11 protein-coding genes are annotated in these 23,230 nt (G+C 66.7%); 8 read left to right on the top strand and 3 right to left on the bottom strand.

What is annotated here, in order from left to right; translation table 11 throughout:
- Positions 1 to 20: 20 nt before the first annotated feature.
- From HDC36_RS09140 to gshB, 3 genes are all read right to left on the bottom strand, one after another.
- A complete protein-coding gene (locus tag HDC36_RS09140) occupies positions 21 to 3,017 on the bottom strand; it encodes a TonB-dependent receptor (RefSeq protein WP_179566494.1) in 2,997 nt (998 codons plus the stop codon).
- Positions 3,018 to 3,836: 819 nt separating this feature from the next.
- A complete protein-coding gene (locus HDC36_RS09135) occupies positions 3,837 to 4,718 on the bottom strand; it encodes an energy transducer TonB (protein WP_179566492.1) in 882 nt (293 codons plus the stop codon).
- Positions 4,715 to 5,665, bottom strand: coding sequence for a glutathione synthase (gene gshB / locus HDC36_RS09130; RefSeq protein WP_179566490.1), 951 nt, complete (start codon positions 5,663 to 5,665; stop codon positions 4,715 to 4,717). The genes HDC36_RS09135 and gshB overlap by 4 nt, the downstream gene beginning before the upstream one ends.
- A 244-nt stretch (positions 5,666 to 5,909) precedes the next feature.
- Between gshB and pilG the strand changes: the two genes are divergently transcribed.
- From pilG to HDC36_RS23460, 8 genes are all read left to right on the top strand, one after another.
- Positions 5,910 to 6,311, top strand: coding sequence for a twitching motility response regulator PilG (gene pilG, locus HDC36_RS09125; protein ID WP_003472648.1), 402 nt, complete (start codon positions 5,910 to 5,912; stop codon positions 6,309 to 6,311).
- A 17-nt stretch (positions 6,312 to 6,328) separates the two neighbouring features.
- Positions 6,329 to 6,691 (top strand): response regulator, encoded by a 363-nt coding sequence (locus HDC36_RS09120; RefSeq protein WP_179566488.1) that lies wholly within the window; start codon positions 6,329 to 6,331, stop codon positions 6,689 to 6,691.
- A 1-nt stretch (position 6,692) separates the two neighbouring features.
- Positions 6,693 to 7,223 (top strand): chemotaxis protein CheW, encoded by a 531-nt coding sequence (locus HDC36_RS09115; RefSeq protein WP_179566486.1) that lies wholly within the window; start codon positions 6,693 to 6,695, stop codon positions 7,221 to 7,223.
- 40 nt (positions 7,224 to 7,263) lie between these two features.
- The gene (locus HDC36_RS09110) at positions 7,264 to 9,300 is read left to right on the top strand and encodes a methyl-accepting chemotaxis protein (protein WP_179566484.1); all 2,037 of its coding nucleotides are present in this window, start codon (positions 7,264 to 7,266) and stop codon (positions 9,298 to 9,300) included.
- A gap of 112 nt (positions 9,301 to 9,412) precedes the next feature.
- Positions 9,413 to 16,645 (top strand): Hpt domain-containing protein, encoded by a 7,233-nt coding sequence (locus HDC36_RS09105; RefSeq protein ID WP_179566482.1) that lies wholly within the window; start codon positions 9,413 to 9,415, stop codon positions 16,643 to 16,645.
- Positions 16,632 to 17,990, top strand: a complete 1,359-nt coding sequence (locus HDC36_RS09100; RefSeq protein ID WP_179566480.1) for a chemotaxis protein CheB — start codon at positions 16,632 to 16,634, stop codon at positions 17,988 to 17,990. The genes HDC36_RS09105 and HDC36_RS09100 overlap by 14 nt, the downstream gene beginning before the upstream one ends.
- 44 nt (positions 17,991 to 18,034) lie before the next feature.
- Positions 18,035 to 18,499: a chemotaxis protein CheW gene (locus tag HDC36_RS09095; RefSeq protein ID WP_179566478.1), complete on the top strand. Its 465-nt coding sequence runs from the start codon at positions 18,035 to 18,037 to the stop codon at positions 18,497 to 18,499.
- A gap of 121 nt (positions 18,500 to 18,620) precedes the next feature.
- Positions 18,621 to 23,228 carry an RHS repeat-associated core domain-containing protein gene (locus HDC36_RS23460; protein WP_343204328.1) on the top strand — a complete coding sequence of 1,536 codons (4,608 nt, stop codon included), beginning with the start codon at positions 18,621 to 18,623 and terminating at the stop codon, positions 23,226 to 23,228.
- Positions 23,229 to 23,230 lie beyond the last annotated feature (2 nt).

Raw genomic sequence — 23,230 nt, 5'->3', positions numbered from 1 at the left:
CTGCGGCTGCGCGGTAGCGGTCAGTAGTCGTAACTGACGCTCAGCCGCAGCGAGCGCGGTGCCTGGCTCACGAACGCCGCGCCATAGACCGGATCGCTCACGCCCGGGTCGGTTTCAGAATACGGGTACTTCCACAGCGTGGCCTGACCGTTGAAGACGTTGAACACGTCCAGGTTGAAGGCCAGCTTGTGGTCGGCGTACGCCGGCCGCCACGACACCCCCAGATCGAGCTGCTTCAGCCACGGCAGCCGGCCCTGGCTGCCCGGAGGCGCCGCCTTGCCCTGGTAATAGTGGTAGGCGATGCCGTAGCCGGACGGGTCGCTCTGGTCGGCGCCGTAGGAACCCAGCGCGCTGAACGGCGAGCCGGACACCAGCTTGAGGTTGGCCGACACCAGCCATTCGGGATTGAACTGGTAATAGCCGTAGAACTTGAACTGATGGGTATGGTCGTTGCTCTGCGGGCCGTTGGTGTGTTCCATCAGCTGCGCGTAGTCCCAGGCCTGGGTGGTGGACACCGCGGTCTGGCCGATGCCCGACAGCAACTGGCCTTCGGTGGTGCCATAGCTGCGCGACCAGGTGTAGTCGAAGCGCCCGTACCAGCGCTGGTCGAACGGGTGCTCCAGCGACAGGTTGAGCCCGTAGTAGTTGCGCTTGAACTTGGGAAAGCCGAGCTCGGCATTGCTCAGCGGGACGCTGACGTAGTTGCCCGAGGTGTCCACCAGGGTGAAGGTGTTGGACTTGCCCGGATTGATCAGCCAGCAGCTGACCGGATTGCTGTCCAGGGTCACCGTATGTCCTTGCGCGGCCGCCGCCGCGAACACCGTGTCGCTGTCGCAGTAGTCGTCCACGCCGCTGCGCAGGACCCGGTAGGTGCCCTTGGCGCCGTAGACCCAGTTGTCGCCCCAGGCCTTGGTGAAGCCGAGGATGAACTCGTCCTGGAACGAGGGCTTGATGCCCTGCGTGGCCACGGTCTTGGCATCGGGCAGGATGCCGTAGTTGTTGTTGGAGGAGACCGCGCCGGAGATCTGGGTCAAGTCGGTGGGGTAGCCGTTGGCGTCGATGCCGCCGTAGGTGTAGTAGGTCGAGGTCGCCAGGGTCGCGCCGGCGGCGTTGAATGCCGGGTTCAGCGGCAGCGCCAGGTAGTAGCGGCCGGCGTTGCCGTAGACCTTGAAGCGCGCGTCGCCGTCGACGTCCCAGCTGAAGCCCAGGCGCGGCGCCCACTGCCCGCTGGTCTGCTTGATGTAGGCGTCGCCGTCGCGGTTGTAGTTGGTGAACTGGTCCAGGCGCAGGCCGAGGCTGAGCAGGAAGCGGTCGCTGACCTGCCAGTTGTCTTCGATGTACTGCGCGCGCTGCACCGCGCGCACCGAGGCCAGGGCGCTGTAGACGTACCTGCGCACGTAGTAGCCGTCCTCGCCGTTGGCGTAGCCGCCGGTGGCCGGCACGCCGAGGCCGGTGTTGATCGGTATGTCCGGATTGGATTGGCCGTAGATCCACTGGTACCCATCGCCCGAGGCCACCGAGCCGCGGTTGAGCGCGCGCGCGTTCTGGTTGTCGATGCCGACGGTGATGCTGTGCGCGCCGATGACGTAGTTCAGGTCCAGCCGCAGGTTGTCGGTGCGGTTGCCGCGGTCGGGATCGACCAGCAGCGAAGTGGTCTGCGTATTGGTGATCGGGGTGCCGCCGGTGTAGGCCGGGTTCTGGAACGAGGTGCCGCTGAGGTAGGTCAGCGCGCCGTTGTAGGTGGGGTTGCCGGTGTAGTCGTCGGTGCGCTGCTTGCCGTACTGGGCGCTGAAGGTCAGGCGGTCGGTGAGGTAGCCGGTGTACTTGGCGGTCCACAGGTCGCCGCCGGTCTTGGTGGTGTTTGCGTCGCCGCGCAGGTCGCCGATGTCGTAGCCGCTGTACTCGTAGTACTTGCCGCGGGTGATGTAGCGGCTGGAGGCGCCGGTGATCTCCAGCAACTGGTTGTCGCTGATGTTCCAGTCGAGCTTGGCGTACCAGCTCGGCCGGCGGTAGTGGTAGTCGTAGTAATACTCGCCCGGGGTGGTTTCGCGCGCGCCGTAGAACCTGTCGCCGTCCTGGCGCTGCAGTTCGTAGGAGCCGAAGAAGAACAGCTTGTCCTGGATCAGCGGGCCGCCCGCGTACACGCTCTGGGTGCTGAGCGTGGAACCGCTCTTGCTGTCCGGCCGGTACAGCGCGCCGTTGCCGGGCGCGTAGACGTCCTTCTGCGAGGAGCGCAGGCCATCGGGTTCCCAGGTGGCCTGGCCGCCGAAATGCCATTCGTTGCTGCCGCGCTTGCCGACCGCGTTGATCACGCCGCCGTCGGAACGGCCGTACTTGGCGCTGTAGCCGCCGGTGTAGACCTCCAACTGGTCGATGCTGCCGTAGGGCAGGGTCAGTCCGCCCAGTCCGCGCAGCGGGTCTGTGGTGTTGAAGCCGTTGATGTAATAGGCGTTCTCCGCAGCCGAGGAGCCGCCGAAGCTGAGCAGTTGCGCGCCGGTCGGGCCGGTATAGGTGCCGCTGCCGCTGTTGCCGGCCACGCCGGGCGCCAGCTGTGCGATCGCCTCGGCCGAGCGTCCCAGCGGCAATCGCTGCAGCTGTTCGGCGTTGATCACGGTGCGCGAATCCACGCTGCTCACGTCGATCGCGGCGGCGGCGCGGTCGGCGCTGACGTTGACCCCGGTCAGGCTGGTGACCGCGGCGAAGGAGACGTCGGTGACCGCGCCGACGGTGAGGCCGACGCCTTCGCGGCTGCCGAGCACGGCGTCGTCGGCGCCCTTGGCGACGACGGTGTAGGTGCCAAGCGGCAGCTGGCCGATGCTGTAGCGGCCGCGCGCATCGACCGCGACTTCGCGGCTGAGGCCGCTGTCGCTGCGTACCTGCACGCGCTGCGCGTTGGCCGGCGCCTGGCCGGCGACGGTACCGGTGGTGGACTGGGCCAGGGCGGCGGGCGCAGCGAGGGCGGCGCCCAGCGCCAGCGCGAGCAGGGCGGGCCTGCGAAGGAGGTGGGGCTTTTTCATGGAGGAGGCGACTCGGGGTAGTGGGGGGCGGGGAAGCGCCGCGCCGGCCTCCGAGTCACTCGTCCTTGGCGATGCGGTGTGCGCGGTAACGTTCCCCGCCACCATTAACCTTAATGTGACGCCTATTCAGAAATGCCGCGTCGTTATGTCGCTGGCATGAATCGTTATCTCGATGCTTGCCGCAGGCGCGCACGCCCTGCCACGCGATGCAAATAGCAGCTCCCTTCTCCCATCGGGAGAAGGTGCCCCGCAGGGGCGGATGAGGGTACGGGCGGAGCCTCGAAACGTTCAGTGCCACCGGGCGATCCGTGCCGGCCGTACCCTCACCCCAACCCCTCTCCCGGTGGGAGAGGGGCTCGGTTTGTCCCTTCTCCCTCCGGGAGAAGGTGCCCCGCAGGGGCGGATGAGGGTACGGGCGAAGCCTCGAAACGTTGGGTGTCGCCACGCAGTCCGTGCCGGCCGCACCCTCACCCCAACCCCTCTCCCGGTGGGAGAGGGGCTGGGTTTGTCCCTTCTCCCATCGGGAGAAGGTGCCCCGCAGGGGCGGATGAGGGTACGGGCGGAGCCTCGAAACGTTCAGTGCCACCGGGCGATCCGTGCCGGCCGCACCCTCACCCCAACCCCTCTCCCGGTGGGAGAGGGGCTCGGTTTGTCCTTCTCCCAACGGGAGAAGGTGCCTCGCAGGGGCGGATGAGGGTACGGGCGGAGCCTCGAAACGTTGGGTGTCGCCACGCAGTCCGTGGCGGCCGTACCCTCACCCCAACCCCTCTCCCGGTGGGAGAGGGGCCATAGGGGCCAATTGCTTCAGCCGCCGCGCGCTCAGCGGTCGTCGCGCAGGGTGCCGCCGGGCAGGAACACCCAGGTGCGGGTGACCTGCAGGATGTCGATGTTGTCTTCGGTATGCGGCAGCGGCGGGAACGGTTGCGCCAGCTGCACCACCCGCATCGCCGCAGCGTCGAGCATCGGCACGCCGCTGGAGCGCAGGATGCGGCTGCTCTCGACGCTGCCGTCGCGGCGCACGCCGACGCTGATCACCACCTGGCCGCCCAGCCGCTGCCGGCGCGCCTCGTCGGGATAGTTGAGGTTGCCGACGCGCTCGGCACGGTCGACCCAGGCGCGCAGGTAATTGGCGTAGGCGTATTCGCGGGTGCTGGCGGAGACGAACTTGCGGTTCGGGCGCTTGGCGTATTGCTCCGACCGCAGGTGCACTTCGGCGGCCAGGCGCGCCATCTCCGCATCGCGCTGCTCGCGCTGCGCATCCACCGGCTGGGTCGGGGCGTCGGTGCGCGGCTGGGTCTGCGCTGCCGGCTGCGGCTGTTCGCCGCGCGCGCTGCTGACCACGCGCGGGGTCGGCTCCGGTGCCGCCGCCGCGGTCTGCGCGCGCAGCGCCTGCGGCGCCAGGCCGTCGTGCTGCTGCGGCACGATGCCGGGCTGGCTGTCGCGCGGGCGCTGCGCCTTGTCGTGGTCGCCGCCGCCCTGCTGGTTGGCCTGGGCCAGGAAGTCGGCCTGCTTCGGCGTCAGCGGGGTGCTGGTCTGGCTGAAGATCACGTCCAGGGTCGGCACCAGCGGCGCGTCGTCGTCGATCGCGAAGCCGACCCCCAGGATCAGCAGGCCGTGCACGATCAGCGACAGCACCAGGGTGGCGCCGAGCCTGTCGCGCTCGCCGATGCGCGGCGCGGGCGTCGCGGCGGCCGCGCTCATCGCGCCGGGTAGGCCTCGATCGCGTCGAACAGCAGCCCGGCGATGTTCAGCCCGAACTGCGCGTCCAGTTCGCGCACGCAGGTCGGGCTGGTGACGTTGACCTCGGTCAGGAAATCGCCGATCACGTCCAGGCCGACGAAGCGCATGCCGCGCCGTTTCATCTCCGGGCCGACCTGGGCGGCGATCCAGCGGTCGCGCTCGCTCAGCGGGCGGCCTTCGCCGCGGCCGCCGGCGGCCAGGTTGCCGCGGAATTCGTCGCCCTGCGGGATCCGCGCCAGGCAGTAGTCCACCGGCACCCCATCGACCAGCAGGATGCGCTTGTCGCCGGCGCTGATGTCGGGAATGAACCGCTGCGCCAGGGCCAGGGTGCGGCCGCCGTCGGTCAGCGTCTCCAGGATCACGTTGAGGTTGGGGTCGCCGGTGCCGCTGCGGAAGATCGAGCGCCCGCCCATGCCATCCAGCGGCTTCAGCACCGCCTGGCCGTGCTCGAGCACGAACGCCTTCAGCGCGGCCGCGTCGCGGCTGACCAGGGTCGGCGGGCAGCATTGCGGGAACAGCTGCGCGGCCAGCTTCTCGTTGAAGTCGCGCAGGCCCTGCGGGTCGTTGACCACCTGCGCGCCGGCGCGCTGGGCCACGCTCAGCACGTGGGTGTCGTACAGGAATTCCGAATCGAACGGCGGGTCCTTGCGCATCAGCACCACCTGCCCGGTGCCGAACGCCAGCTCGGCGAACGCGCCAAGTTCGAACCAGCCGGTCTTGTTGTCGCGCACCTGCAGCGGCGCCGCCTGGGCCAGCGCGCGGCCCTCGCGCAGCGACAGCCCGCCGGGGCGCACGTAGTGCAACCGATGCCCGCGGCGCTGCGCTTCCAGCAACATCGCGAAGGTAGTGTCTTTGGCAATCTTGATGCTGGCGATGGGATCCATCACCACGATGACATCGAACGACATGGCGTTACCCGGGGGACTGAGCGGAGGATGGTAGCGGGTCGGCGGCAGGGGTGCGCAAGGGCCGTGGCACGGGGCCATGCGCTGCCCTGCGGCGGCAATCAAACTGTGACATAGTTAGCGCTGGAAAGTGATCCAAAGCAGAGCCGTGGCGGCGGCCTTGACAGTCCGAGCGGGTCTTGGGATACATGTCGTTTCGCAGCGACGTCGGAACCGATGAAGCGTCGCGCGCCTGGGGGGCAAGTGAATGAGTGAAAACACGACTGCGGGTGGGGAACTCGCAGGACTGAGGGTCATGGTGATCGATGACTCGAAGACGATCCGTCGTACTGCCGAAACGCTGTTGAAGCGCGAGGGGTGTGAGGTGGTCACTGCCACCGACGGCTTCGAGGCCTTGGCCAAGATCGCCGATCAGCAACCGCAGATCATCTTCGTGGACATCATGATGCCGCGGCTGGACGGCTATCAGACCTGCGCGCTGATCAAGGGCAACCAGCTGTTCAAGGCGACGCCGGTGATCATGCTGTCCTCCAAGGACGGCCTGTTCGACAAGGCGCGCGGGCGCATCGTCGGTTCCGAGCAGTACCTCACCAAACCCTTCACACGCGAAGAACTGCTGGGCGCGATCCGTACATACGTCAACGCCTGACCAGGGGGAAAGGCACCATGGCTCGAATCTTGTTGATCGAGGACTCACCGACCGACCGGGCGGTGTTTACGCAGTGGCTGGAAAAAGCCGGGCACGAGGTGCTCGCCACCGACAACGCCGAGGACGGGCTGAAGATCGTCCGCGAGCAGGCGCCCAGCCTGGTGCTGATGGACGTGGTGCTGCCGGGGATGAGCGGCTTCCAGGCCACCCGCGCGCTGTCGCGCGACGAGGCCACCCGGCACATCCCGGTGCTGATCATCAGCACCAAGAGCATGGAGACCGACAAGGTCTGGGGCATGCGCCAGGGCGCCACCGACTACATCGTCAAGCCGCCGCGCGAAGACGAGCTGATCGCCCGCATCAACCAGCTGGTCGGCTGACGTGCGTTCGCCCTTCGACATCCTCGAGGCCTACGAGCGGCGCAGCCTGGCGCACGCGGTGCAGATGCCCGAGCGCGAATTCGACGAGGACATCTGGCGCGGGGTCGGCTTCCGCGTCGGCAACCGCCATCTGGTGTCCGACTTCCGCGAGGTGGTGGAAATCGTGCGCATGCCGCCGATCACCCCGGTGCCGGGCGCGCAGCCGTGGCTGCTGGGCGTGGGCAACCTGCGCGGCAACCTGTTCCCGGTGGTCGATTTGAAGCAGTTCATGGAAGGCCAGCGCACCTCGCTGCTGGAAGGCCAGCGCGTGCTGATCATGCGCCAGAGCGGCGGCGACGTGGCGTTGACCATCGACGAACTGTTCGGCCAGCGCAGCTTCGCCGAATCGCAGGCGGTGGAACCCGGCGACCTGGCGCAGGGCCGCTACGCGCACTTCGTCGACCGCGCGTTCCGCGGCGACACCCACGATTGGGGCGTGTTCTCGCTGTCGCTGCTGTCGCGCACACCCGAATTCCGTCAAGCCGCCGCCTGAGCGCGCGGCCTGCCTTCGCATCGAAGATCGAGGTCGAATCATGAGTACTGCACCGGACGCCCCCAAGGCCAGCAAGCTTGGCAGCGTGGGGACGAGTTTCTGGCTGGGCCTGTTGGCGCTGTCGCTGATCGTGTTCGGCGCCAATACCGGCGTGGCCACCTGGCAGGGCAACCGCCTGGCCGGCGCCAGCACCGGCGCGGCCGATCTGCAGGTGCTGTCGCAGCAGCTGGCCAACCAGGCGCGCGACGCGGTGTCCGGCAACGCCGCCACCTACAAGGAATTCAAGCAGACCAAGACGCGAGTGGAGAGCACCGTCGCCGGGCTCAACGCGCGCTACGCCAACGAGACCGGCATCGCCGGCCCGCTGGCCGAACTCAACCGCACCTGGACCCCGCTGGGCAAGAACGCGCAGCAGGTGGTGGACAGCGAACCGGCGGTGCTGGCGCTGGCCGGCAATGCCGAGCGTTTCGTCGGCGGCGTGCCGCAGCTGCAGGCGCAGTTGAACGAGGTGGTGCGCGCGATGACCGTCGGCGGCGCCCCCGCCGCGCAGATCTACAACACCCTGCAGCAGGTGGTGGTGGCCGGCACCATGGCCCGCCGCGTCACCGAGATGCGGGCCGGCGGCAGCGGTGCGGCCAGCGCCGGCGATGCGCTGGCGCGCGACTCGGTGGTGTTCGGGCAGATGCTCGAAGGCCTGCGCAACGGCAACGAGGAACTGGGCATCGCGCCGGTGCGCAACGCCGCCGCGCTGGCCGCGCTGGAGCAGTCGCAGGCGCAGTGGGCGGAAATGAAGAAGGACCTGGACGCGCTGCTGGCCAGCTCGCGCAGCCTGTTCGCCGCGCAGTCCTCGGCCGCGGCGCTGACCGCCGGCTCGGACAAGATGCTCGACGACAGCAAGAAGCTGTTCGACGCCTTCTCCGCGTTCGGTTCCACCCGCGACACCCGCCTGTTCCCGAACTTCTGGCTGGGCGTGGTGTCCGGCCTGCTGGCGCTGCTGTCGATCATCGGCTTCGTCTGGACCTCGGTGCGCAGCCGCACCCGCGACCAGGAGATCCGCTACCAGACCCAGGTCGAATACAACAGCCGCAACCAGCAGGCGATCATGCGCCTGCTCGACGAAATCAGCTCGCTCGGCGAAGGCGACCTGACCGTCAAGGCCTCGGTCACCGAGGACATGACCGGCGCCATCGCCGACGCGATCAACTACGCGGTCGACGAACTGCGCCACCTGGTGACCACGATCAACGACACCTCGGCCAAGGTCGCCATCTCCACCGAGGAAACCCAGGCCACCGCGCTGCAGCTGGCCGAGGCCGCCGGCCACCAGGCCGAGCAGATCGGTTCGGCGTCCGAGCGCATCAACGAAATCGCGGCCAGCATCGAACAGGTCTCGCGCAACTCCAGCGAGTCGGCCGAAGTGGCGCAGCGCTCGGTGGTGATCGCCGCCGAGGGAGCCGGCGTGGTCCGCGAGACCATCCAGGGCATGGACCAGATCCGCGACCAGATCCAGGAAACCTCCAAGCGCATCAAGCGCCTGGGCGAATCGACCCAGGAGATCGGCTCGATCGTCGAACTGATCAACGACATCTCCGAGCAGACCAACATCCTGGCGCTCAACGCCGCGGTGCAGGCCGCCTCGGCGGGCGAGGCCGGCCGCGGTTTCGCGCTGGTCGCCGACGAAGTGCAGCGCCTGGCCGAACGCACCTCCGGCGCCACGCGCCGCATCGAAGGCCTGGTGCAGACCATTCAGGCCGATACCAACGAAGCGGTCAGCTCGATGGAGCAGACCACTTCCGAAGTGGTGTCCGGCGCGCGCCTGGCCGAAGACGCCGGCACCGCGCTGACCGAGATCGAGCGCGTCTCCAACGCGCTCAACAACCTGATCAAGAACATCTCCATCGCCGCGCACCAGCAGTCCGCCGCGGCGACCGACATCACCCAGACGATGGACGTGATCCGCCGCATCACCGGACAGACCTCGCAGGGTGCCGGCCAGACCGCCGAATCGATCGGACGGCTGGCGCAGCTGGCGGCGGACCTGCGGCGCTCGGTCGCCGACTTCAAGCTGCCGGCGTGAGCGGATCGGAACAGGGTGGAAGGACAGTGCACATGACGTACCGCGAAAACTCCCTGCATCCCGCCGCCGCGCTGGCGCGGCACGGCGCGCGGCCGTCCGCGGAGACGCGGCGATGAGCGCGCTGCGCGATGCGATGAGCCACGCCGCCCTGGGCTGGGTCAAGCCGGAGCTGGACGAGACCCTGCGCCAGGTGCGCGGGGAGATCGAATACTTCGTCGAAGACCCGGCCGACACCAGCCGCATGCGCTTTTGCGCCGGCTACCTGCACCAGGTGCAGGGCACCTTGCGCATGGTCGAGCTGTACGCGCCGGCGATGGTCGCCGAGGAACTGGAACTGCTGGCCATCGCCGTGCAGAACGGCCAGGTGCCCGACCGTGACGAGGCCTGCGCCACGCTGATGCGCGGCACGGTGCTGCTGCCCGACTACCTGGAGCGCCTGCAGGACGGCCATCGCGACATCCCGATCGTGCTGCTGCCGCTGCTCAACGAGATCCGCGCCTCGCGCGGCGAGCCCGGCTTGAGCGAAGGCGCGCTGTTCGCGCTGTCGCCCGACGCCAGCGCCGCCACCGAGGCCGAACTGGACCATGCCCGCGGCAGCCTCAGCGGCCGCAACCGCGAACTGCTCGACACCGTCGGCACCGCGATCAAGGAAGAACTGCTGCGGGTCAAGGACGCGCTCGACCTGCACCTGCGCACCGGTGGCGACGTGGCCGCGCTGCAGACCCAGGTGGACGAACTGGGCAGCGTCGCCGATACCCTCGGGGTGATGGGCCTGGGCGTGGCCCGCGGCGTGGTGGTGCAGCAGCGCGATGCGCTGCGCAGCATCGTCGACGGCGAGCGCCAGGCCGACGAGGGCCTGTTGCTGGATATCGCCGGCGCGCTGCTGTACGTGGATGCCTCGCTCGACGACCAGGTCGCCTATCTCGGCGCCAGCGCCGGCATCCATGACGATGCCAGCGCCGCCGAGGCGCGGCGCACGGTGGAAGTGCTGGCGCACGAGGCGATCGCCAATTTCGCCGCCGCGCGCGAGCATTTCGTCGCCTTCATCGAGACCAACTGGGAACACGAGCGCCTGACCGAAGTGCCGCGCCTGCTTGGCGAGGTCGCCGGTGCGCTGCGCATGCTGGAACTGCCGCAGCCGGCCGATTACCTGGAAGGCGTGCGCCGCTACGTCGCCACCGAGCTGATCGGCAAGCGCCGCGTGCCCAGCGGGCGCCAGCTGGACACGCTGGCCGATGCGATGGCCAGCCTGGAGTACTACCTGGAAGCACTGCGCGAGCGCCGCCCGGGCCGCGAGGAAATCCTCGACATCACCCGCACCAGCCTGGAAACGCTGCGCTACTGGCCGCTGCCCAGCGATGCGCCGGCGCCGCAGGGCGTGGTGCCGCAGGTGGCCGATGCGCCGTTGCTTGCGCCCGTGGCGGAGCCGGGCATCGCGTCGGCCGATGCCGTTGCCGACGTGCCGAGCGCGGCGTCCGCGCCGCCGCCGGTGCCGTCCTGGGAGTTGGCACCGGTCGCGGATGCACCGATCGTCGCGAGCACGCCGCCGCCGCTGCCGGGCGAGTCGCCGCAGGCACCGCAGTGGACCTTGCACGACGCTGCCGAGGCCGCCGCGAACGCCGGGGCTGCCGAGCGTGCCGACGCCGACGCCGACGCCGAGCCGTCCGCCGCGGCGGTCAGCGCTGCGGGCAACGACGATGCGTCCGTCGTCGTGTCGTCGCCGATCAGTTTCGATCCGGTCGCCGCCGAGCAGGAAGAATGGTCGGCCACTGTCGAGCCGCTGCAGATCAGCACCGACACGCTGGCGTTGGAAGGCGATGCGTTGCGTTGGGAAAGCGCCGAAGCGGCGCCCGAGCAGGCCGTCGCGCATGCCGATGCCGCGCCCACGAGCGACGAAGCGGCACCGGCCAGCTACGGGTTCGACCCGGTGGCCGCCGAATACGCAGAATTCGAATCGGCTGCCGGGCACGACGATCCGGCCCTGGTCATCGTCGAAGCCCCGGCCGCCGCGCCCACCGACAACGTCCACGACGATGTGCTGGTGATCGAACTGGAGGATGCGCCGGCCTTCGCCGAGACCGCGTCCGACGAGGTCCACAGCATCGCCTGGAACGACACGCCGGCGACCCTGGCCGACGACGACAGCGACGCTGTCGCCGAGTCCGGCACGCCCACCATCGACCTTTCGTCGAGCGAGACCGTGTTCGCGGCCGAGGCCGAGGCCGAGGCCGAGAGCGCCGAAGCTCCGCACGCGCAGGCCGACGAGGCGGAGCATGCCGACGCCGCTGCAGGCGCGGAACAGAGTCCGTTCGTCGACCTGACCTGGCCGGAGCCGACCCCGGAGCCGGAAGCGCCGGCGCCCGGCGTGCACAAGGCCAGCATCCAGCCGATCGAGCTGGACGCCGCTTCGGCGGCGTTCCTCGCCGAACTCGACGCCGCTGCCGCACAATTCGATGTCGCCGCGCCCGCCGCGGCAGAGTCCGCCGGCGCGACCGAGGCCACTGCCGACCACGCGCAAGCGCCGACCGATGCGGTCGCGGCACCCGAGGCGCCCGCGCCGGCCGCCATCGACGGCGGCTTCGTCGACGACGGCGGCGAGATCGACGCCGACATCCGCGAGGTGTTCCTCGAGGAATTCGACGAGGAGCTGGTCAACCTCGGCACCCTGCTGCCGGCATGGCGCGCGTCGCCGAATCACCTGGAAAGCCTGCGTCCGATCCGTCGCGTGTTCCACACCCTCAAGGGCAGTGGCCGGCTGGTCGGCGCGCGCGTGCTCGGCGAGTTCAGCTGGAAGATCGAGGGCATGCTCAATCGCGTGCTCGATGGCAGCCGCGCGGCCAGCCCGGCCGTGGTGACCATGGTCGAACTGGCCTACGAGGTGTTGCCGCAGCTCAACGCCGCACTGCGCGGACATGGCGTCATCCATGCCGACCTGGACGCGATCCAGGCGGTCGCCGACCGCATCGCGGCAGGCGAGGACGCCTACTATTTCGCCGCCGCGCCGGCACCGGCCGTTGCCGCGCCGCGCGCCGGCACGCCGGCCTCGGTGGACAGCGTGCTGCGCGAGATCCTCGAAGCCGAGGTCGGCACGCATCTGGAGACGGTCCGCGACTGGCTGCAGCATGCGCCGCAGCCGGCCACCGAGGCGCTGCTGCGCGCGGTGCACACGATGAGCGGCGCGTTCGCGATGACCGACGTGCCGGAAATCACCGACGTCACCGGCCCGGCCGAGAGCTACGTCAAGCGCCTGCTGGCCGCCGCGATGGTGCCCGGCGCCGACGGCGTGCGTGCGCTCGACGATGCCGCGCAGGCCATCGCCGCCACCATCGAGGAACTGCAGGCGCCGTCGCCGGTGATCCCGCCGTTCACCGAACTGGCGCAGCGGCTGCAGGCCTTGGTCGCCACGCTGCCGGAAGTGCAGTGGCCTTCGGTCGCGCACGACGAAGAGGACGATAACGAACCGCAGCCGCACGCCGATGCCGGGCTGGATGCGCAGTTGCTGCAGGCGGTGGAACTCACTTCGGCCGACGACCTGTCGGCGTACCTGGGCGATGCCAGGCATCTCGACGCGGCCGGCACGGACGATCATGCCGTCGCCGATCATGTCGCCGAAAGTGCCGATACCGATGCCTTCGTTGCGCATGCAGTCGATGCGCCGTCGGCGTTCGATGCGGCGCAGTCGCACGCGACTGGCGAAGAATCCGCCGACGGCGTGGTATCGACGGCGCCTGCGCTCGACGACCACGATGCGTCCGCCGACGAGGAAGACGGCATCGCCGCAGCCGGCGTTGCGCAGGAGGCGGAGGCCGCAGAGGATTCGGACGTGATCGCCGAGGCGCCGGCCGACAGCGAGCCTGCTGCGATCGGCGCCGACGAACAGGCACTGCTGGCGCAGGACGGCAAGCTCGACGAATTGACCGTCGACGCGCCGCTGGCCGAGGAGCGCGTGCCGGCGGACAGTGAATTGCCGCCGCCTCTGGAAGCGACGGTCGAGACGCAGGAGCAGGACGTAGCGGCCGACGATGGCGCGACGCACGACGACACCCATCACGGCGCGCATCGGGAAGACCCGCAAGGCACGCACGACCAGGGCGAGCACGACCAGGAGCGCGATCCGCAGGGCTATGCGTTCAATGCAGAGCCGGTGCAGCCGTCCACGCAGTGGCACGGCAGCGAGCCGGTGTCTGCGAACGACGATGCCGAACCGCTGCTTGCGGCGGACGACGCTGCGGCGCATGCCGACACCGCGGCGCACGCGCACGACATCGTGGATGCTGCAGCGCAATCGCAGCACGAGACCGTCGAGCAAGGCGCCGATGGTTACGCCGCGCAGACCGATATCGAAACGCATCCGGCCGATGTCGAAGCGAACGATGCGCACGACCGCGCGTCTACGTCGCACGATGAAGACGCCGCACATGCCGCATCCGAACTCGCCGATACCGATGCCGAAGCAGCGCTTGGCGCGACGACAGATGCTGAAGCAGCGCATTCGACCGAAACGGCCGACGCGCCAGCGTCCGATGCCGGGTACGAAGGCGATGCCAGCTTTGACGCGGTGCCGGTCGAAGCGTCGTATGCCCATGAAGCGCACGCCGAAGAGCAGCATTCGACCGATCAGGAGCATGCGCCAGCGGCCGATGCCGCGCATGAGGGCGATGCTGGTGCCGACGCAACGCCGGCCGAAGCAGCGTACGCCGATGAGGCGCACGTCGACGCAACGCAAGCGACCGACTCTGCCGACGCCGCGCCGGACCATGCGGAGCATGCCGGCGATCCGGGAGACGCCGCGGATACGCAGGCCGAGCCTGCATACGCGGAAGCCGCCGAGCCGACCGAAACCGGCGACGAGCATCACCCGCCAGCCGCCGCATCCGACGAACCGTCGTTCGCCGAACCCACCCGGCACGACACCGCCTCGGCCGAATCCAGCGACCTGGCCGCGGTCGATCTCGGCCCGCTGGACTTCGCCGATCTGGACCGCGAACTGGTCGATATCTTCGTCGAGGAAGGCAAGGACCTGCTCGACCATTGCGACCGCCTGATCGCCGAACTGCGCGCCGCGCCGCAGGACCGCGACGCGCTCGCCGGCCTGCAGCGCGACCTGCATACGCTCAAGGGCGGCGCGCGCATGGCCGGGGTCAACCCGATCGGCGACCTCGGCCACGGCATCGAATCGCTGCTGGAGGCGGTGGCCGCCAACCGCACCGAACTCGATCGCAGCGACGTGCAATTGCTCGAGCGCGGGTTCGACCGCCTGCATCAGTTGCTCACTCTCACCGGCAACCACCGCGCGGTGGCGATGCCGCTCGATCTGATCGGCCGCTTCGACGCGCGCACCCACGGCCGCAGCCTGCCGCTCGCCGCCGACGGCATCGATGCCGTCGCCGAAACCGCAACCGATGCCGACGTGGCGGCGATGATCCAGGCCGCGGTCGATCCGGCCTCGGTGCCCGCACCGGCACCGGCGCCGCTGTCGGCACCGCTGCCGGTGGACGGCACGCTCGACGAGGAGTCGATGATCGCGCGGCCGATGCAGGAACAGGTGCGCGTGCGCGCCGACCTGCTGGACCGCCTGGTCAACCACGCCGGCGAAGTGGCGATCTACCGCTCGCGGCTGGAGCAGCAGCTTGGCGCGTTCCGCGGCGCGATGTCCGAACTGGACCGCACCAATGCGCGACTGCGCGACCAGCTGCGCCGCCTGGACCTGGAAACCGAAGCGCAGATCGTCGCCCGTTACCAGCGCGAACAGGACCAGAGCGAGCAGAGCTTCGATCCGCTGGAACTGGACCGCTTCTCCACGCTGCAGCAGCTCAGCCGCGCGCTAAACGAATCGGCGGCCGACCTGGGCGGCCTGCAAGGCGTGCTCGACGACCTGGCGCGCCAGTACGACGGTTTGCTGCAGCAGCAGTCGCGCGTGAGTTCGGAGCTGCAGGACGGGCTGATGCGCGCGCGCATGGTGCCGTTCGACGGCTTGGTGCCGCGGCTGCGCCGCGTGGTGCGGCAGGCCGCCAGCGAGACCGGCAAGCAGGTGCACCTGACCCTGGAAGGCACCCACGGCGAACTCGACCGCAACGTGCTCGACCGCATGATCGCGCCGCTGGAACACATGCTGCGCAACTCGGTTGCGCACGGCCTGGAAACGCCGGAGCAGCGCCGCGCCGCGGGCAAGGCGGAAGAGGGCAGCATCGCCATCTGCCTGCGCCGCGAAGGCTCGGAAATCGTGCTGGAAGTGGCCGACGACGGCGCCGGCCTCAACCGCGACGCGATCCGTCACCGCGCCGAACAGCGCGGCCTGATCGCGATCGGCGCCGCGCTGTCCGACGAAGAGCTGGATTCGCTGATCTTCGCCCCCGGCTTCAGCACCTACGACCAGGTCAGCCAGCTGGCCGGCCGCGGCGTGGGCATGGACGTGGTGCGCAACGAAGTACGCCAGCTCGGCGGCTCGGTGGACATCCATTCGGTATGGGGCCAGGGCGTCACCTTCACCCTGCGCCTGCCGCAGACCCTGGCGGTGACCCAGGCGGTGTTCGTGCAGATCGGCGAGACCACCTTCGCCGTGCCGGTGGCCTCGGTCAGCGGCATCGGCCGCATCAGCCGCGAGCGTTTCGAAGCGGCCGACGGCGGCTACCACTACAGCGGCGAGGAATTCGCCCTGCACGACCTCGGCTCGCTGGTCGGCCAGGCGCCGGCACGCGCCGAAGGGCAGGCGCAGGTGCCGCTGCTGCTGGTGCGCGCCGGCGACCTGCGCGCCGCGGTGGCGATCGACCAGGTGCTCGGCAACCGCGAAATCGTGGTCAAGCCGGTCGGCCTGCAGATCGCCTCGGTACCCGGCATCTACGGCGCCACCATCACCGGCGATGGCCGCGTGGTGGTGATCCTGGACGTCGCCCCGCTGGTGCGCCGCTACCTGGCGCAGCCGGCGCGGCCGGTGGTGGAAGCGGCGCCGGCCGAACAGCGGCGCGTGCCGCTGGTGATGGTGGTCGACGATTCGCTGACCATGCGCAAGGTCACCGGCCGCGTGCTGGAACGCCACAACTTCGACGTGATCGTCGCCCGCGACGGCATCGAGGCGCTGGAGCGCCTGGAAGAGCGCGTCCCCGACCTGATGCTGCTGGATATCGAGATGCCGCGCATGGATGGCTACGAACTGGCGACCGCGATGCGCGCCGACCCCCGCTACAAATCCGTGCCGATCGTGATGATCACCTCGCGCAGCGGCGAGAAGCACCGCCAGCGCGCCTTCGAGATCGGCGTGCAGCGCTACCTGGGCAAGCCTTACCAAGAGTTGGATCTGATGCGCAACGTGTACGACCTGCTGGGGATCGCCCGTGTTCGCGAGTGACGGCACCGCCAGCGGCACCCCGGTCGCGTTGCTGGCGCGTCCCGGCCAGGCGCGCGAGCGCCTGCGCGAGGCGCTGCACCAGGTCGGCGCGGCGATCGTGCTCGAAGACGATCCCGGCGCGATCGATGCGCAGACCCTGGCCGACGCCGCGCCCGACGCGGTGCTGATCGCGCTGGAACCGGCGATCGAGGACGCACTGGAACGGCTGGATGCGGCACTGGACCTGCCCGGCCTCACCGTGATCTTCGACGAGGCCGAACTGGCCGCGCGCCGCGAGGGCTGGGAAGCGCAGCGCTGGGCGCGGCACCTGGCGGCCAAGCTGCAAGGCCACCAGGACGTGCTGCCGCCCGGGCGCGAAACCGACACCGGCCTGCAGCCCGAACCGGGCCTGCCGGCGACCCCGGCGCAACTGCACGAAGGCGCGCCGATCGGTTTCCACGTCGAGGAAGCGGCCAGCTTCGCTACCACTGTGCCCGGCGACAGCTTCTACGCCTGGCAGCCGCCGGCCGATGCCGCGCCCGGGTTCGAGGACATGCAGTTCTCGCGCGATCAGATCGCTGCCGGCGATGTGGCCGCGCCTGCAACGGCGTCGGAACCGGCGACTGCGACCGAGGCGGCATCCGCTGCGCCGACCAGCGCGCCGCCACCGCTGCCGGCCAGCGCCTGGTCGCTGGTGGACGACGACGCGCCGCTGGTCGTGCAGGCGCGTGCGCCGCTGAGCCAGATGCAGATTTCCACCGAAGGCCTGTCGCTGGTCGCGCTGGAGTCCGAGGAGGAGTCCACCATCGACAATGCCGCCGCCGCTGCAGTGACGGTCGCGCAGGGCGCGGTGCTGGTGATGGCCGGTATCGGCGGTCCCGATGCCATCCGTCGCCTGCTCGCCGCATTGCCGGCGGGCTTCCCGCAGCCGCTGCTGGTGCAACTGCGCCTGGACGGCGGCCGCTACGGCAACCTGGTCAAGCAGATCGCGCGCGTGTCCGCGTTGCCGGTGCTGCTGGCCGAAGCCGGCCAGGCGGTCGGCGTCGGCAACGTCTACATCCTGCCCGACGGTGTCGGCGTGCGCAGCGGCGAAACCGCCGGCCTGCGTTTCGTCGCCCAGCAGGCCGGCGCCTCGGTGGTCGGCGGCTTGCCCGCCGCGCACAGTGCCGTGCTGCTGCTCAGCGGCAGCGACCCGCAGCAGGTCGAAGACGTGCTCGCACTCGCCACACAAGGCGCCTGGGTCGCCGGCCAGACCGGCGACGGCTGCTACGACCCGGCCGCCGCCGCGCAACTGATTGGCCGCGGCCACCCCAGCGGCGACCCGGTGCAGCTGGCGCAGGCCTTGTCCGCGCGGTGGGGCGGCTGAGCCGCCGCCCGCGCGTTTTTCCCGGTTCCAGGACGACGTAATCCATGAGCAGCTACGCCAGCAACGACGAAATCCGCGGAGTCCTGATCCAGGCCGGCAGCGAGCGGGCGCTGTTGCCCAACGCCACCGTCGCCGAAGTGATGTCGCGCGTGCCGGTCGAACCGCTGCCCGACGCCCCGCACTGGCTGCTCGGCCAGATCGCCTGGTACGGCTGGAAAGTCCCGCTGCTCTCGTTCGCCCGCCTGACCGGCCTGGGCAGCGAAACCGTCGCCTCCAACAACAAGATCGTCGTGCTTAAGGCGCTGGGCGGCAACCCCGACCTGCCGTACTTCGCCCTGATCACCCAATCCTTCCCGCAACTGATCTCGGTCCCGCGCGACGGCCTGCTTGCCGACGCCTCCGAAGAAACGTTGCCCGCTGGCGTGCATATGCGCGTGTTGCTGGGCGAGCAGAGTGCGTTGTTGCCGGATATGGAGGCGATCGAGGGGATGGTGGTGGAGCGGTTATAGTTCAGTGTGGTGAGTCTGAACCGCCTATCTTTTGTTTTGATGTCGATGATCTTTGTGGATTTTTAGCTTCTGTCATTTCTAGGTGATATTTGTTCGGTTGCAAAGTCAATTGGTGGCGATAATGCGTTGTAGCTGTGGTTTTGCAAATCGATCAACTGGGTCTTTGCGAAAAATTTCTTTATCGCAATTTTATTTTTTTCGAGTAACGTCTGCAATTTTAATTGCTGGCGCATTTGTCTTTGCTTTTTTTTCTAGGGAGGCGATGGCGCAAGACACCTCCAATTGCTGGACGAAATTTGCTCCGCACTCAGCTGAGTATTGCGCTGATCAGGGAGAGGCTTTTGAGGCGGTCGTGTATGTGGCTGAAAAGGCTAGGTCTGGTGGTATCGGGGGGGTGGGTCCTGGAAATATCCGGATCGAACATCCTACGATTGACATGGCTTCACAAACGGCTAGCGCTGACGCAACTTGGATTTCTAGAAATACTAAATTGGCCGCTTTTGGGCGTAGATGGCCTGTAGATAAGACTTGTGCCAGTCGTGCTAAGAAAAGCGCGATTGACGAAGCGTTGAGCGGCACAGTCCAATGCGTATTAGGTTGTGAAACCGCATGGTCAAAAAAGACTGACGGGTCAGTCGGTGTGGATGGAACAACTACCGGTGCAGTCTGTGTCCAATCTGGACATAATTATGAGGCTGTTAAAAATCTTGGGCCTACAAAATGCAGTTCGCCGAATCTTTATTGTGGAAATCCCATTAACTCGGCTACTGGCAATAAATATCAGGTTGAGGTTGATTTGAATGGAGCGCATTCGGTCGAATTTTTGCGTTATTACAACAGCGATTCCAGTGCTTATGGGGATACACTTGGTTATAATTGGTCTCATACATACAGTCGTAAGATTATAAAAAGCGCTGATGGCACTGTTGCGCGTGTTCTTCGGCCCGAAGGCAATGTAGTTAGCTTTTCTCTTTCTGAGGGAGCTTGGATTCCAACCCCTGATGCGGCAGAGTCCTTGGAATATATAAATGACGGTGCTGGCGTCCAAGTGGGTTGGAAGTTCATTCGTGAATATGGAAAGGAAGTGGAGCTTTATGATTTGCTTGGGCGAGTTGTAGAAGTCCGAAAAGTCAATGGTGAATTTGTTCATCTAAAATATAATGATGGCGATAGTGGTGCTGCGAAGGGCGCGCTACTAAATATAATAGATCAAAACGGCAGGGGATTAATTTTCAAATATGCATCTGATGCTAAGTTGATATCAGTAGTTGACTCGTCAGGCAATGTGGTTTTTTACAGTTACGATGATGTCGGGATGCTGACATCTGCTGAATACTCGGATGGTTCTAAGCGCAAATATGTATATGGGGAGCCAGATAATTTGGCTGGCTCTAATATTTTTCGGTTGCTGACTGGAATTATTGATGAGAATGGCGCTCGTTATGCTACATACCAATATGACGCCGAGGCGCGAGGTGTCGCTACATTTCATGGGGATGGAGTAGATAAATTTCAATTCTCTTATGTGGGTGGAGATGGATCCTCAGTGATCAGCCCATCAGGAGCTGTGCGGCAGCGGTACTTTTCGACAGTGAATGGTGTTAAGAAAGTAGTGCGAATGGTTGAGGATTGTTCTGATTGCAAGATGGTTGATCAAGGCTATGTGTACGATACGTATGGCCGTTTGAAAAAAAAGACTGACGCCAGCGGAATTGGATCTGATTTTTATTTTGATGCCCATGGACATCTTCTGCGTCAGGTTGATGGAATTTCTGCAGATGGCACTTCACTTCGAACTATAACGAATACTTGGGATGAGTCTCTTCGCGTCCCGTTAAGTCGCATTGTCCAAGGCGCAGATGGCGATTATTCAGAACGGCGTTGGTCCTACAATCAGCGCGGTCAAGTTATTTCTGATGCGCAAGTAGCCCCATCTGAGAGTCGCACAGTTTCTATGATTTACTGTGAAGCGTCTGATATTGATGCCGGGGATTGTCCTCTCATTGGTCTCTTGACCAGAGTGGACGGTGCTCGTTTGGATGTGGCTGATGTTACAACATATACCTATTATCTGGACGATGCTGCTTCGTGCGCCTTTACTTCCAGTGCCTGCCCGCACCGCAAGGGTGACCTGTGGAAAGTGACCAACGCGCTTGGCCAGGTCACCGAATACCTGTCCTACGACGGCGCCGGCCGCGTGCTGTCGGTGAAGGACGCCAACGGCACCATCACCGATTACACCTACCACGCGCGCGGTTGGTTGACCGCCAGCAAGGTGCGCGGCGCCGACGACAGCAGCGAGAGCGACGACCGCATCACCCGCATCGACTACTGGCCGACCGGCCTGGTCAAGCAGGTGACGCAGCCGGACGGCGCGTTCACCGCCTTCACCTACGATGCAGCGCACCGCCTGACCGATATCGCAGACAACGCCGGCAACACGCTGCACTACACGCTGGACAACGCCGGCAACCGGGTCAAGGAAGACACCAAGGACGCGTCGGGCACGCTCAAGCGCACGCTGTCGCGGGTCTACAACCAGCTCGGCCAGCTGGCCACGCAGGCCACCGCCAATGGCGACCCGACCGACTTCGGCTACGACGCCAACGGCAACACCGCCGCCGTCACCGATGCGATCGGGCACAAAACGCAAAACGACTACGACCCGCTCAACCGCCTGGCGCGCACGCTGCAGGACGTGGGCGGCATCGCGGCGGAGACCAAGTTCGGCTACGACGCGCTCGACAACCTGACCAAGGTCACCGACCCCAAGGGTTTGGACACCACCTACGCCTACAACGGCCTGGGCGACCTGACCAAGCTAACCAGCCCGGACACCGGCGTTACCACCTACACCTACGACAGCGCCGGCAATCGCGCCACCCAGACCGACGCGCGCGGCGTCACCACTGCTTACGGCTACGATGCATTGAACCGGCTGACAGGCGTGGCATATCCCGATGCAGACTTGAACGTCACCTACACCTACGACGTCAGCCAGACCACGTGCGCCAGCGGTGAGACCTACGCCGTCGGTCGCCTGGCAAGCATGCAGGACGGCAGCGGCACCACCGACTACTGCTACGACCGCTTCGGCGACCTGGTGCGCAAGGTCCAGACCATCAACGGCAAGGTGTTCGTGCTGCGCTATGCCTACACCAAGGCCGGCCAGCTGAGCCGCCTGACTTACCCCGACGGCGCAGCGGTGGACTACGTGCGCAACGCCCAGGACCAGACCACGGAAGTGGGCGTGACCCCGGCCGGCGGCACCCGGCAGGTACTGCTGGGCAATGCCACCTACTACCCGTTCGGCCCGGTGGCCAGCTGGTCCTACGGCAACGGCCGCCCGATGCAGCGCGTGCTGGACCAGGACTACCGCCCGCTGGCGGTCAACGACACCCGCAGCGACGGCCTGAGCACCGGCTTCGCCTTCGACCCGGCCGGCAACCTCAGCGCCCTGACCGAGGCGGGCAACACCGCGCCGGTGGTCAGCCTGGACTACGATGCCCTGGGCCGGCTGACCGCGTTCAAGGACGGCCCGACCGGCACGGTGATCGACGGCTACAGCTACGACGCCACCGGCAACCGGCTCAGCGCCAAGGTCAACACCAGCACGCAGAGCTACACCTACCCGACCACCAACCACCGCCTGAGCGCGGTGGCCGGCACCGCGCGCACCTACGACGCGATCGGCAACACGCTGTCCATCGGCGGCACCGCACAGGAGTTCGCCTACGATGCCACAGGCCGGATGAGCCAGGCCAAGCGCGCCGGCACGGTCGTGATGAAGTACGGCTACAACGGCCGCGGCGAGCAGGTGCGTCGGGTGGACAAGACCAACTCCTACACGCTGTACGACGAGAGCGGGCACTGGCTGGGCAACTACGACGCCAACGGTGCCGCGCTGCAGCAGGCGATCTGGCTGGACGACTTGCCGGTAGGCGTGCTGGCCAGTAACAGCCTGCGCTACGTGCAGCCGGACCACCTGGGCAGCCCACGCGCGGTGATCGACCCGACCCGCGACGTAGCGATCTGGACCTGGGACTTGAAGGGCGAAGCCTTCGGCAACACCCCACCCGACCAGGACCCGGACAAGGACGGCACCGCGTTCGTGTTCGATATGCGCTTCCCGGGGCAACGCTACGACTCTGCTACTGGGTTCAACCAGAACTACTTCCGGGATTACGATCCCGGCACCGGGCGGTATGGGCAGGCCGATCCAATAGGCTTGCGAGCTGGCCCCAGTATTTATGCGTATACGAATGCTGATCCAGCGGCCTCGCTTGATCCGTATGGACTTCAAGTCAGAGCTCCGAGTGCGCATACCTGGAGAAAAAATGCAGGGAATTATTCAAGTATAAAGTCCGACATTCCGTATACTCCTCCGGGCGTAAATATACCGTTGAGTTTCTCAGTGCATGACGCTACTTCAAGCTATTGGGAGTCTGCTGCAATAAGTTTGGTCCCGTGGGACTATACGATGTATTGCATCGACGTCTGGTGCATGCGTCGAAAGTCAGAGGACCAATGTTCTATATCTGATCAATGGGAAAGAGAGGGGCAGATTGGTGGTTATCAAACTCTCATAAATGTTATGCGTAGAGGATGCCAGTGTAGGAAGGCACTGTTTGGAGATCAGTTGCCAAGGACTGGGCCTGACCAAGCGGAATTCATGGACGCGTTGGAGATCGCAGCTAGGCTGCGAGAGCTTCAGATGATGAGGAGGTAATT

It is taken from the genome of Xanthomonas sp. JAI131 (assembly GCF_013410075.1).
GTDB lineage: Bacteria > Pseudomonadota > Gammaproteobacteria > Xanthomonadales > Xanthomonadaceae > Xanthomonas_A > Xanthomonas_A bonasiae.
The sequence above is the reverse complement of the archived record's forward strand: the minus strand, read 5'-3'. Positions and strand labels throughout refer to the sequence as shown.

What these genes read in the sequence shown, in the direction of transcription:
- HDC36_RS09140 (WP_179566494.1), bottom strand. Translation starts at nt 3,017, where the DNA reads ATGAAAAAGCCCCACCTCCTTCGCAGGCCCGCCCTGCTCGCGCTGGCG.
- HDC36_RS09120 (WP_179566488.1), top strand. Translation starts at nt 6,329, where the DNA reads ATGGCTCGAATCTTGTTGATCGAGGACTCACCGACCGACCGGGCGGTG.
- gshB (WP_179566490.1), bottom strand. Translation starts at nt 5,665, where the DNA reads ATGTCGTTCGATGTCATCGTGGTGATGGATCCCATCGCCAGCATCAAG.
- HDC36_RS23460 (WP_343204328.1), top strand. Translation starts at nt 18,621, where the DNA reads ATGCGTTGTAGCTGTGGTTTTGCAAATCGATCAACTGGGTCTTTGCGA.
- HDC36_RS09095 (WP_179566478.1), top strand. Translation starts at nt 18,035, where the DNA reads ATGAGCAGCTACGCCAGCAACGACGAAATCCGCGGAGTCCTGATCCAG.
- HDC36_RS09135 (WP_179566492.1), bottom strand. Translation starts at nt 4,718, where the DNA reads ATGAGCGCGGCCGCCGCGACGCCCGCGCCGCGCATCGGCGAGCGCGAC.
- pilG (WP_003472648.1), top strand. Translation starts at nt 5,910, where the DNA reads ATGAGTGAAAACACGACTGCGGGTGGGGAACTCGCAGGACTGAGGGTC.
- HDC36_RS09110 (WP_179566484.1), top strand. Translation starts at nt 7,264, where the DNA reads ATGAGTACTGCACCGGACGCCCCCAAGGCCAGCAAGCTTGGCAGCGTG.
- HDC36_RS09105 (WP_179566482.1), top strand. Translation starts at nt 9,413, where the DNA reads ATGAGCGCGCTGCGCGATGCGATGAGCCACGCCGCCCTGGGCTGGGTC.